General features: G+C 67.8%; 11 protein-coding genes. 4 read left to right on the plus strand and 7 right to left on the minus strand.

From position 1 onward, the window contains the following. Positions 1–2: 2 nt before the first annotated feature. From ACZYYX_RS06315 to ACZYYX_RS06330, 4 genes are read left to right on the plus strand one after another with little or no spacing between them, the layout of a single operon-like run. Positions 3–878, plus strand: coding sequence for a potassium-transporting ATPase subunit C (locus tag ACZYYX_RS06315; RefSeq protein ID WP_463813576.1), 876 nt, complete (start codon positions 3–5; stop codon positions 876–878). 7 nt (positions 879–885) lie between these two features. Next, positions 886–3435, plus strand: coding sequence for an ATP-binding protein (locus tag ACZYYX_RS06320; RefSeq protein WP_463813577.1), 2550 nt, complete (start codon positions 886–888; stop codon positions 3433–3435). Then, a complete protein-coding gene (locus ACZYYX_RS06325) occupies positions 3432–4112 on the plus strand; it encodes a response regulator (protein ID WP_463813578.1) in 681 nt (226 codons plus the stop codon). The genes ACZYYX_RS06320 and ACZYYX_RS06325 overlap by 4 nt, the downstream gene beginning before the upstream one ends. A 45-nt stretch (positions 4113–4157) precedes the next feature. Further along, on the plus strand, positions 4158–5102 hold the full coding sequence (locus ACZYYX_RS06330) for an enoyl-CoA hydratase/isomerase family protein (RefSeq protein WP_463813579.1): 945 nt from the start codon (positions 4158–4160) through the stop codon (positions 5100–5102). Here ACZYYX_RS06330 and ACZYYX_RS06335 read toward each other — a convergent pair. The 7 genes from ACZYYX_RS06335 to ACZYYX_RS06365 form a co-directional block, all read right to left on the minus strand. Further along, a complete protein-coding gene (locus tag ACZYYX_RS06335; RefSeq protein ID WP_463813580.1) occupies positions 5059–6360 on the minus strand; it encodes an amidohydrolase family protein in 1302 nt (433 codons plus the stop codon). The genes ACZYYX_RS06330 and ACZYYX_RS06335 overlap by 44 nt on opposite strands. Continuing rightward, positions 6354–7469 carry a CoA transferase gene (locus ACZYYX_RS06340; protein WP_463813581.1) on the minus strand — a complete coding sequence of 372 codons (1116 nt, stop codon included), beginning with the start codon at positions 7467–7469 and terminating at the stop codon, positions 6354–6356. Before ACZYYX_RS06340 ends, ACZYYX_RS06335 begins: the two co-directional genes overlap by 7 nt. 15 nt (positions 7470–7484) lie before the next feature. After that, positions 7485–8555, minus strand: a complete 1071-nt coding sequence (locus tag ACZYYX_RS06345; protein WP_463813582.1) for an NAD-dependent epimerase/dehydratase family protein — start codon at positions 8553–8555, stop codon at positions 7485–7487. 115 nt (positions 8556–8670) lie between these two features. Continuing rightward, positions 8671–9825 (minus strand): APC family permease, encoded by a 1155-nt coding sequence (locus tag ACZYYX_RS06350; protein WP_463814826.1) that lies wholly within the window; start codon positions 9823–9825, stop codon positions 8671–8673. A gap of 75 nt (positions 9826–9900) precedes the next feature. Further along, the gene (locus ACZYYX_RS06355) at positions 9901–10167 is read right to left on the minus strand and encodes a hypothetical protein (protein ID WP_463813583.1); all 267 of its coding nucleotides are present in this window, start codon (positions 10165–10167) and stop codon (positions 9901–9903) included. Between the two features lie 7 nt (positions 10168–10174). Continuing rightward, positions 10175–11665, minus strand: a complete 1491-nt coding sequence (locus tag ACZYYX_RS06360) for a flavin-containing monooxygenase (RefSeq protein WP_463813584.1) — start codon at positions 11663–11665, stop codon at positions 10175–10177. A gap of 37 nt (positions 11666–11702) precedes the next feature. Then, positions 11703–12314, minus strand: coding sequence for a septum formation family protein (locus ACZYYX_RS06365; RefSeq protein ID WP_463813585.1), 612 nt, complete (start codon positions 12312–12314; stop codon positions 11703–11705). Positions 12315–12324 lie beyond the last annotated feature (10 nt).

The raw sequence follows: 12324 nt of genomic DNA on the forward strand, positions 1-12324 counted from the left end.
CCATGAACATCTCGAATCTCGTTCGGCAGCACTGGGCTGCGCTGCGCGCGCTGCTCGTTTTCACGGTGATCCTCGGGATCGCCTACCCGTTGGTGATCTGGCTGCTGGCGCAGATCCCCGGACTCTCGGACAAGGCGAACGGCTCGATCATCGAGGCCAACGGAAAGCCCGTCGGCAGCAACCTCATCGGGCAATCGTTCACCGACTCCGACGGAAACGCTCTGCCGCAGTACTTCCAGAGCCGACCGTCAGCCGCCGGGGACGGCTATGACCCGCTGGCCACCAGCGCCAGCAACCTGGGCCCGGAGAGCATCGTGGACACCCCCGACAAACCCAGCCTCCTCACGACGGTGTGCTCGCGCAGCACGGCGATCGGAGACGTCGACGGAGTGGACGGATCGCGTCCGTTCTGCACCAGCGGTGGAGTGGGCGCGGTGCTGTCGGTGTTCGGCCCGCGCGATCTGAGCGGCGATGTCGTCGACCCGACCCGGGTGGTCAGCGTCAACGAATCGTGCGACACCACGTCGGCGCCGTTCCTGACCACCTACGAGGGCGTCCGTGTGGAGTGCGCGAAAACGGGCGAGGACTACAGCTCGGGCCGGATCGTCCCGATCCGCGGCAGTGCGCCTGCCGATCCGGCGGTGCCCGCCGACGCCGTCACCGCCAGCGGCAGCGGGCTCGATCCGCATATCTCACCGGCCTACGCCGAGCTGCAGGTCGCGCGGGTCGCCAGGGCGCGCGGGGCATCCCCGGAGCAGATCGAGGCCGTCGTCGCCGACCACACGTCCTCGCGGACGCTCGGGTTTTTCGGTGAGCCCCGGGTCAACGTGCTGGAATTGAACCTCGCCCTCGACCAGCAGTACCCCGCCAGGAGCTGATGCCAGCGTGCCGGACACGTCCACCCCAGCCGGCCACAAGCCGAAACGCGGGGAGCTGCGTATCTACCTGGGCGCAGCCCCCGGCGTCGGCAAGACCTACGCGATGCTCGGGGAGGCCCACCGGCGCATCGAGCGGGGCACCGATCTGGTCGCCGGTGTGGTCGAGACGCACGGCCGCAAGAAGACCGCCGAACTGTTCGAGGGCATCGAGGTCATCCCGCCGCGCTACATCTCCTACCGCGGTAGCGAATTCCCCGAACTCGACGTGCCCGCGATACTCGAGCGCAAGCCGCAGGTGGTCCTCGTCGACGAGTTGGCGCACACCAACACGCCGGGAAGCAAGAACACCAAACGCTGGCAGGACGTCGAGGAGCTCCTCGACGCCGGCATCACCGTGGTCACCACGGTGAACGTCCAGCACCTGGAGAGCCTCAACGATGTGGTCACCCAGATCACCGGTATCGAGCAGCAGGAGAAGGTGCCCGACGAAGTGGTCCGGGCGGCCGATCAGATCGAGTTGGTCGACATCACGCCGGAGGCGTTGCGCCGCAGGCTTTCCCACGGAAATGTCTACGCGCCGGAACGCATCGACGCTGCATTGAGCAACTACTTCCGGCGCGGCAACCTCACCGCGTTGCGGGAGTTGGCGCTGCTGTGGCTGGCCGATCAGGTCGACGCGGCGCTCGCCAAGTACCGCGAGGAAAACGACATCACCGCGACCTGGGAGGCGCGCGAGCGCGTCGTCGTCGCGGTCACCGGTGGCCCCGAATCGGAGACCCTCGTCCGCCGCGCCTCCCGCATCGCGTCGAAGTCCAGCGCGGAGCTCATGGTCGTGCACGTGGTGCGCGGCGACGGACTCTCCGGGGTGTCCGCGTCGCACATGGGGAAGGTCCGTGAACTGGTGGCCAGCCTCGGCGCGACGCTGCACACCGTGGTCGGCGACGACGTCCCCGCCGCCCTTCTCGACTTCGCCCGCGAGATGAACGCCACCCAGTTGGTGCTCGGCACCTCCCGGCGCTCGCGCTGGGCACGCATCTTCGACGAGGGCATCGGCGCGGTCGTGGTCCAGGACTCGGAGAAGATCGACGTCCACATGGTCACCCACCCGGAGGCCGCGCAGGGATTCCGGTGGCCATCGCTGGCGCCGCGCAGCCGCCACGTCGCGTCGTGGCTGGCCGCAGTGATCGTCCCGTCGGCGATCTGCGCCCTGATCGTCGGCGTCCTGGACACCTTCTTGGACGTCAACGGCGAAAGCGCACTGTTCTTCATCGGAGTGCTCGTCGTCGCACTGCTCGGCGGTGTCGCACCCGCCGCGTTGTCGGCGGCGCTGTCCGGACTCCTGCTGAACTACTTCCTCGTCGAACCCCGGTACACCTTCACGATCGCCCAGCCCGACAGCGCCGTCACCGTCGTCGTTCTCCTCATGGTCGCCGTCGCCGTCGCGGCTCTGGTGGACAGTTCGGTCAACCGCAGCCGCGAGGCTCGGCGCGCCTCCCAGGAAGCAGAACTGCTGGCCCTGTTCGCCGGGTCGGTGCTGCGGGGCGCCGACCTGGACACCCTGTTGGAGAAGGTGCGGGAAACCTATTCGCAGCGTGCCGTCAGCCTGCTGCGACGCGGCGACGACGACGTCGAGGCGATCGTCGGCTGCGTGGGCGCCGATCCGTGCGTCGACGTCGACACGGCCGACACCGCGATCGAAGTGGGCGACGACGAGTTCTGGCTGCTGCTCGCGGGCAAGAAACTGCAAGCCCGCGACCGCAGGGTGCTGACCGCGGTCGCGAAGCAGGCCGCCGGCCTGGTGCGTCAACGAGAACTCACCGAAGAGGCCGGCGAAGCCGAGAGCATCGCGCGCGCGGACGAGCTGCGACGCTCTCTGCTGTCAGCAGTGAGCCACGATCTGCGCACCCCGCTCGCCGGCGCCAAGGCAGCCGTGTCGAGCCTGCGCAGCACCGACATCGCCTTCTCTCCCGACGACACCGCCGAATTGCTGGCCACGATCGAGGAATCGATCGATCAGCTGACAGCGCTCGTCGGGAACCTGCTCGACTCGTCGAGGCTGGCAGCAGGTGTGGTCCGGCCCCAGCTGAACCGCGTGTATCTGGAGGAGACAGTGCAGCGCGCGTTGGTCGGCATCAGCCGCGGAGTCACCGGCTACGGCCGCGCCGAACAGGTCGATCGCGTGAAAGTCGATGTGGGACACCAGGTGGTGATGGCCGACGGAGGTCTGCTCGAACGCGTGCTGGCCAACCTGATCGACAACGCCCTGCGCTACGCGCCCGACGGTCCCGTCCGCGTCACCGCGGGCCGGGTGGGCGACCGCGTGCTGATCGCCGTCGCCGACGAGGGGCCGGGAATCGCCCGCGGCAGCGAAGAGCAGATCTTCGAGGCTTTCCAGCGGTTGGGCGATCAGGACAACAGCAGCGGTGTCGGTCTCGGACTCTCCGTCGCCCGCGGCTTCGTCGAGGCCATGGGCGGTTCGATCTCCGTCGGTGACACCCCCGGCGGAGGTCTCACCGTCGAGATCGACCTCGCGGCTCCGAAGGAGGGGCAGCGATGACGCGGGTTCTCGTCATCGACGACGAACCCCAGATCCTGCGCGCGTTGCGGATCAACCTGTCGGTCCGCGGTTATGACGTGAAGGTCGCGGCGACCGGTTCCGAAGCCCTGCGCCTGGCAGCGGATTTCCGTCCGGACGTCGTGGTGCTCGATCTCGGGCTTCCGGACATGAGCGGGATCGACGTGCTGGCCGGTCTGCGTGGCTGGTTGACCGCACCCGTGCTGGTCCTCTCGGCTCGCACCGACGCCACGGACAAGGTGGCCGCCCTCGATGCCGGGGCCGATGACTACGTCACCAAACCGTTCGGCATGGACGAATTCCTGGCCCGGCTGCGGGCCGCTGTGCGCCGGTCCTCGGCGGCGGGCCCCAGCAGTGAGCCTGTCATCGAAACAGCCTCGTTCACAGTCGATCTGGCGAAAAAAGAAGTCACCAAGAACGGTGCACTGGTCCACCTCACACCGACCGAGTGGGGAATCCTGGAGATCCTGGTCCGCAACAGCGGGAAGCTGGTCACCCGTGAGCAATTGCTGACCGAGGTGTGGGGTCCGACGTACGCGAAGTCGTCGCACTACCTCCGGGTGTATCTCGCCCAGCTGCGCCGCAAACTCGAAGACGATCCGTCCAATCCGACGCACCTGCTCACCGAAGCCGGGATGGGACACCGCTTCCGGCCCTGAGGTGTCGAGCATCGCCTACCCTGGCGGTGTGTTGGGCGAATGCGGATGAGGCATGTCCGGATCGTCGACGGCGCGCTTGTCGACGCCGAAACTGCTCAAGATGCGACATTCTCGCTGACCGAGCGGCCCACCGAGGACCGCCGGGTGGTGACGGTGGCAGATGTCGACGCGACTGTGGCCGACCTCGCTGCCCGGGTCGCCCGCTGGCCGCAGGCCGCCGCACTGTGCGACGACGTCGTTCGGGCTCTCGATCCGGCGGGATCCGTGTTCAGCGGCCTGATCACCGAGTCCCTGGCGTACTCCACTCTGCAGGCGGGCCAGGAGTTCAGCCGGTGGCTGGCTGAGCGCGGCCCGGCCACGGCGCTCGACACCGCTCAACCAGTCATCTCGTACCGGGAGGACGATCGGATCACGATCACGTTCAACCGCCCTACGCGGCACAACGCGTTCTCGAACGGAGCCAGGGCCGGCCTCCTCGAAGCTCTCGATGTAGCCGTGCTCGATACCTCTGTCCGTGAGGTGGTGCTGGCAGGGAACGGCCCGTCCTTCTGCAGTGGCGGTGATCTGGCCGAGTTCGGTCAGTTCTCCGATCCGGTGACCGCGCATTTCGCCCGAACCCGTTACAGCCCAGCCCTGGCACTGGCAGAGCTCACCGCCAGACTGGGTACGGGCTGCCGTGCTGAGGTGCACGGACATGTCATGGGCAGTGGCTTGGAGATGGCGGCGTTCTGCGGACGTCTCGTGTGTCATCCTGACGCGGTACTCGGCCTTCCAGAACTGGAACTGGGTTTGCTCCCGGGCGCCGGCGGTACCGTGAGCGTCACCCGGCGCATCGGCCGTTGGCGCACCGCGTATCTCGTGCTGTCCGGGTGCACTCTCGACGCCGGAACCGCGCTGCAGTGGGGCTTGGTCGATGACATCGACCACAACACGCGGGCACGCGACGCTATCGGTGGAACACGAGACGACCCGAGACGACCGTCGCGGTGACCATCTGAGCATCCAGCTCGCAGATGACCTGCCGCGGTGGGGCCGACAGCACACACAGGTCCCCAGGGGATCCCCGCTCGACTCGACGTTGCACCGCCGGCCGGGTCGGTTCGCCCAGGAACATCGTCAAAGCCGTTGTCGGATCGACCCTTTCATCGGCTGCCAGGACGGCACCGGAGGGCGTCTTCCTATCGACCGCGGCCCGCATCGTGGCCCAGGGATCGGAGTGACCGAACGGGGCATCGGTCGACAGGGCGACCGGAACACCCGCGCTGCGCAGGGAGGCCACTCGCCAGAGCTCGTGGTGCTCAGCCGCTGGGATGTCGCGAAGGTAGTGATCTCCGCGCTCGGCGACGAAGTTGGGCTGTGTCACGACGGTGGCCCCGGCAGCGACGAGATCGGGGATGGTGGCATCCGGGACGACGGCCGCGTGCTCGATGCGATCGTGCGGGTGAGGGCCCGCAGATGCGAGTGCGGCGAGCGCGACAACCAGTTGGGCCGCGGTGACGCAGTGCAGCGCGACGGGATGATCAGCGTTGTGGCGCTTGATGATCCATTGTGTGAGGGCCTCGAGGTCGAGGTCGTCGTCGTGCAGAATGCGCTTGCCCGGGGCAAGGCAGTGCACCCTCTGCGCGAGCTCACCACGTCGGTGGGCCTCGTGAAGCTCTGCCACCTCGGCAGGTTCGAGCCCCGGGGTTGCATCGGTGACCCCCGTGACGCCATACGAGCTGAGTGTGGCGCTGAGGTCTCCCAATCCGACGTCGAGGCGTGGCAGTTCTCGCGACCACTGGATGTCGGCGCTGCGGAGTCTGCCGTCGGGGTGATCGTGAGCCCCGATGCGTGCGAGGCCGGCCGAGTTGAGCGTCCACAGGACCCCGCTCCGATCCTGAATCCTCAGGGGGACCGCCGGGCACATTCGGTCGAGCAGGTCGCGGTCCAGGGGGCCGGCGACGGATTCGTGGTAGTCGACCGCGCGAATCCATCCATCTGTGCCGGCCGCCGACGTTCGCAACACGCGTGCCAGCTGTGGAAGACCCTGCACCACATCAGGACTCAACCGCACTGATACCAATGCTGCCGCTGCTGACCGCAGGTGAAGGTGATGATCATGCAGACCTGGAAGCACCATGGCGCCGTCGGCATCGACGACCACTTCGCCCCGCAGGGAGTGCAATGAGGGTGACACCTCGTCTATCAGGGTCCCCAGACGGATGTCGACGATGGTGCCGTCGAGCAGTGCGGCCCGGCGAATCAGCACGTCGCCGCCAAGCGCTCGGTCACGATGCGGTCGACGAGCGCATTGTCCGCGCCCGCCAGGGGAGCCGCCTCGGTCACCGAAAGCATTGCTGTGCAGGCGATTGCGCGTTCTCCCGCCACCTGTGCGTACTGTGCGGCCACGGCACTCATCGCCATGGTGATCACCTCGCCGCCCCCGCGCTTCAGCGCCTCGAGGACCGCGCGTAGGGCTTCCAAACCTGTCAACGGATCGGCAATGGCGTCGCCGCAGAACGTGGGCGCTTGTGCGGTGCCGCCGACCAGGCCACCCGAAACTGCTGCGTCGTCGCCGAACGCCACCCAGTCGGCCTGCTCACCTGTGCCCCCGTGGCCCGTGATCTGCAGCCACACCCGACCGTCGCGCGAGGGTACGTCGTCCGGACCCAGACCCCGTCGGGACAGTGCCGCCGGACGGGATGATTCCAGGACGACATCGGCCGCACTGAGCAGATCGACGAGGCGCTCGTGATGATCGAAATCGGCGAGATACGAGAGTTTGCCGCAGTTCACCCAATCGAAGAACTGCGCAGATCCGGCTCGCGTGCCGTCCGGTCGACGCCGGCTCTCCACCTTCACCACTGTGGCTCCCGCGCGTGCGAGTAGTCGGCCGCACAGCGGTCCTGCCCACATCGAGGACAAGTCAGCGACCAGCAGGTCGGACAGCGGGCGCGGCGACGCACGTCGTCCGGCGCGACGAACGTTCGGCGGGGCCGGCGCGGTCTCCCCCAACATGCCCACCGGCAGGCCCAGCAGGCGTGCGCGTTCGGCGAAAGCCCGTGTACCGATGACTCGCAATCGATCTCGTACTGCGCCCCATGGGTCCGCGCCCACGGCGTCCTCTTCGACCAACGCGGGCACCGCTTCGACATCCTCGGCGCGCGCCAACGACAGCGCACACCATTCGTCGGCAGAACTCATCAGATGCGTCGCACGCCCCGCCGACACAGTGTTCGAAGGGGCCACGCCGAGGAGCGTCGCGCGACCAGCGAGGAGTTCCTCGACGTCGACATCGATACCGGCCAGGCCGGTCACCATCTGAGCAGTCTGCTGTGCAGCCGAGATGACCCCTGCAGGGATCGTCAGCGTCGCCATCGAAGTATCCAGGGGCTAGGTGCTGGGGGTGTCGGGGGACGGATCTCCGATTCTACGGCCGATGGCGCCCCAGGGATCAGCGTAGGTGCCCGGCTGTCCGCGGTAGGCAGATCGGCGAGCCAGCAGCGCGCGAACGATCGGGACTGCGGGGCGCAGGAGGTGACGACTGAGGCCCGCGTTTCGACGCGCGTCGGTGAGCATGTCCGACCACGTGTGGTGTTGAAAGCCCAAAGCCTGTTGCGCGCGAGCGGTGTCCATCCAGTCGGTGACAAACCAATCGTCGTCGCTGTCCGGATTTCCCGGGCGCCCCGTCGGCAATCCTCCGACGAGCCCGCGAGTCGCGGCGAGCTCGGCCCCGACCTCCGCCTGCACTCGGCGGTGGGAATCGTCACCCGCGATCAGAAGTGTTTCACCGACGACGTCAGCGGTGGCGGCCGCCGCGAACGCGAACGCCACGTCGCGGACATCGACGGTGTGGATCCGGCCATCCGCGGGCAGGCAGCTTTCGAAGTACAGGGCATCGGTGCTGAAAGGAATGGCCTTCGGGTCCGCACTCAGGACGCCGCCGAGGCGCAACACCACCCACTCCAGGTCTGAGCTGCGCACGATCGATTCCGCTTCGGCCTTGTGGGCGCTGTAGAGATCCGACGGGCGCATCGGCATATCGGCGGTGACTGGTCCGGTCGCACGATGGGGATTGCGCGAACCGTAGACGGCGTTGCTCGACGCTTGAACGAATCTCGGTGGCTTCGGCTGGGATTGCGCGATATCGACCACGGTGCGCGTCGCCTCGACGTTGACTCGGCGTGCCAGCGTCCGGTTGCGATAGATGCCCGGGGGGATGACGGCTGCGAGGTGAATGATGACTGCCGGTGCGGCGTCGGTGATCGCTCGAGTCGTCTGTTCTCGATCGGTGAGATCGACCCATGCCACTCGAACAGTGCTGGGTAACGTGGCCGCGAGTGCTCTATTGGCTGGGGTGTCGAGGTCCGCGACGATCACGGGATGCCCGATCGCGGTGAGCCGCGCGACGGTCACACGACCGACCAGGCCGAACCCGCCGGTCACTAGAACGGTTCCTGGCACGTGATCTCCTCGACGTCATCCGACACTCGGTTGTCGTCATCCTCACACAGAGGCGCGATCGCTCCCTGCCGGGCTCGCGGGCCGGGTGTTCACATAACGGCGGGCGATCAGCTTCCTAGCGCGCAGACCGCGACTGCACCGCGTAGGTCGCCATCCCCACGGCCACCACCACTGCGCCGGCGACCACCGAACTCAGCGGCAACGTGAAAGCCAGCGTGAGACAGCCGATCAGGCCGACTGCGGGCACCATGCGGCGGCCCAGCGTGAACGCCGAAGCGTTCGCGATCGCGTAGTACAGCAGCACGCCGAACGACGAGAAGCCGATCGCCCCGCGCACGTCGACCAGCGCGGTGACCACCGCGACGACTGCGCCGACCGCCAGTTCGGCGCGGTGCGGCGTGCGGTGGCGCGGATGCACCGCGGCCAACGCGTGCGGAAGGTAGTGGTCGCGGGCCATCGCCAGCGAGGTTCGTGACACGCCGAGCAGCAGCGCCAGCAGCGCACCCAGCGCACCGATCGCCGCGGCGACGCTGACAATCGGGGTCAGGCTGCTGAAACCGGCGGACCTGACCGCCTCGGACAGCGGCGCATCGGCGGCGGCCAGTCGCGCGCTGCCGAGTTCGGCGAGCACCGCGACGGCCACGACCGCGTAGACGACCAGCGTGATGCCGAGCGCGATCGTCACCGCCCGCGGAATGGTGCGGGCCGGGTCACGGACCTCCTCGCCCAGCGTCGCGATCCGTGCGTATCCGGCGAATGCGAAGAACAGCAGCCCGGCGGCCTGCAGGACGCCGTACGGCGACGGGTCGTCACCGGCCAGGCGGCCGGCCTGGGGATCGCCGCCGCTGACGATCAGTGCCACCACGAGCACCAGCACGGCGAGCACCACGCCGACGATGATGCGGGTCAGCAGCGCCGACTTCTGCACGCCCGCATAGCCGATCGCCGTCAGCGCCACCACCGACGCCACGGCGACTGCCGTCGCGTGCGCCGGCCAGGCGTAGTGCCCGACCGTCAGCGCCATCGCCGCACACGACGCCGTCTTGCCGACGACGAAACTCCAGCCGGCCGTGTGTCCCCAGAACGGGCCGAGGCGTTCGCGGCCGTACACATAGGTGCCGCCGGATTGCGGGTACCGTGCGGCCAGCCACGCCGACGACAGCGCGTTGCAGCAGGCGACCACCGCCGCGATCGCCAGGCCGATCAGTAGCCCGGTGCCTGCCACGGCCGCGGCGGGCGCGAGCGCGACGAAGATACCGGCGCCGATCATGGCGCCGAGACCGAGTACGACGGTGTCGACCGTGCCGAGACGGCGCTGCAACCCCGGCGTGCTCACACTCCGACGTTACTTCTGGCGGATGACATTCCCGCCGAGGTACAGCAGGTAGGCCAGCACCCCGACCAGGGCGAGCTTGCGTGTCTTGGGCGCGGCGATGCCCAGCCCGAGCGCAGTCTCGACACCGCCGTCGACATACACGTGGCTGCGGGTGTTGGTCGGGAACGCGGCCTTGGTCATGCCCTCGTAGATCTGCGGGGCGACGAAGTGCGACAGGCCGGTCGCGGCCAACGCGAGGCCTGCGGTCTTGGCGGCCCGTGAATTCTGTTGCGGCACAGTAGTCCTAACTGATCTGGTAGTCGCTCAAGGGGAATTCCGACGCTTCCCGGATCGCGGTGCTCGTCGACATCGGCCGCAGCAGGCTCGGTTCGCCGTGCGGGTTGAAGTAGTAGGAGCGCGAGCTCGCGCAGTTGCCCAGCTTCCACAGGGAGTCGCCGAGCAGCTCGGTCATCCGGTCCAGATACTCGGCGTTGGCGGCCTCGGTCACCTCGAACGTCGTGGCGCGGCGGCGCTTGACCTCACCGAACAGCCGGTCCATCAGCCGCATCTGGTATTCCATCGTGTTGAAGAAGTTCAATCCGAGGAACGCATATGGGCTCGCCAGCGACAGGTAGTTCGGGAAGTAGGGCATCGACACACCCTGGTAGGCCTGGAACCTGTTCTCCCGCCACCACTTTCCGAGGTTGCGGCCGTCGCGGCCGATCACCTCGATGGCGGGGAAGTTGGCTTCCCACAGGTCGAACCCGGTGGCCAGCACGAGAGTGTCGATGTCGGTCTTCGTGCCGTCGGCGTTGACGATCCCGTCGGCTGTGACGTGGTCGATGCCGTCGCTCTGCAGGTGCACGTGTGGCTTGGTGAACGTCCGGAAGTAGCTGTTGGAGAACGTGGGCCGCTTGCAGCCGATGTCGTAGTCGGGAGTGAGCCGGCGACGCAGTTCCTTGTCGCGGACCTGGATGAACTGGTTGATCTTGCACAGGTCCATCGCGGAGATGTTCAGCCGGCGGTTGAGCGGCACCCGGTAGTGGACCACGCCGACGTTGATCATCATCTCGTAGATCGTGTCGGTGATCACGCGGACGATGCGCTGCGCCAACGGGATTCGAGCGAAGATCCGCTTGGTGCGCTCGGAGATCCGGAAGTCGAGCTTCGGGGCGACCCAGATCGGCGTGCGCTGGTAGACGGTCAGGTCGGCGGCGGTCTTGGCCAGCTCGGGGATCAGCTGCACCGCGGTCGCACCGGTGCCGATGACGGCGATGCGCTGGCCGGCCGGATCGAACGAGTCGTCCCAGTCGGTGGTGTGCAACACCCGGCCCTCGAACGTCTCGATGCCGGGGATCTCGGGCAGGCGGGGCTGGGACAGGAAGCCCGTCGCAGTGAACAGGTAGCGCGCCGACAGCGTCTCGCCGTCGCCCAGTGACACCTGCCAGCAGGCGGCCTCCTCGTCCCACCGGGCTCCCGAGACCACGACGTTGAACCGCATGTGGCGGCGGACGTCGTACTTGTCGGCGACGTCGTCGGCGTACTGCTTGATCTCGGAGCCGGTGGAAAACAGCCGCGACCAGTTCGGGTTCGGCTCGAAGAAGTACGAGTAGGTGGTGGTCGGCACGTCGACCGCCAGCCCGGGGTAGTGGTTGACGTACCAGGTGCCGCCCAGGTCGTCTTCCCTGTCGAGGATCACGAAGTTCTCGTAGCCCATCCGCTTGAGCTGGATGGCGGCCCCGATCCCGGCGAATCCGGCCCCTACGATGACCGCGTCGTACTGCACCGAAGTCATGCGCTAGACGGTACTAGAGGTCCCGCCAATCGCCCGATCAGCCCTTGATGGAACCGGCGCGCGGCGGGTTCAGCGTCGCCACACAGGTCACCGCGCGATCGCCGCTGGCCCACGTCTCGGCGGTGGGGTACAGCACGTACAGCTGCACGGTGTTGTCGGTCATCGAGGCGGGGGAGTAGCTAGCCAGTTCGGGGCCGCACTTCTCGCTGTAGGCCTCCACGGCGGGCTGGCCGGGGAAGTCACCGTCGGGCATGTTCAGGACGGCGAACACCTCGCCGGCGTGCGTCTGAGCGCAGTCCGTGGTCTGTACCCGCATCACCTTGTCGCCGGTGGGGATCTCCGACAGGCAATCCCCGACCTTGACGTCGGTGGCGGTGACGTTGCCGGAATTGACCACACCCCACACGACCACACCGCCGACGATGACGAGCAGCAGTACCGCGGCGAGGCCGCCCAGAAGCCACCACTTCGTCCGGCTCTTCTTCGGCGGCGGCGGGTACGGGCTCGGATATCCCTGGTAGGGCATCGGAGGGGGCGGTGGCGGCCCGGGGTACTGGGAGTACTGGGGGTACTGCCCGTATCCGTCCGGGCCCTGCGGCGGCGGTCCGTAGGGGGGCGGCGGCGGTGGCGGCCCGGGCGGAGTGCTCACCGGAGTGACG

This window comes from Mycobacterium sp. IDUB_1, from assembly GCF_055419625.1.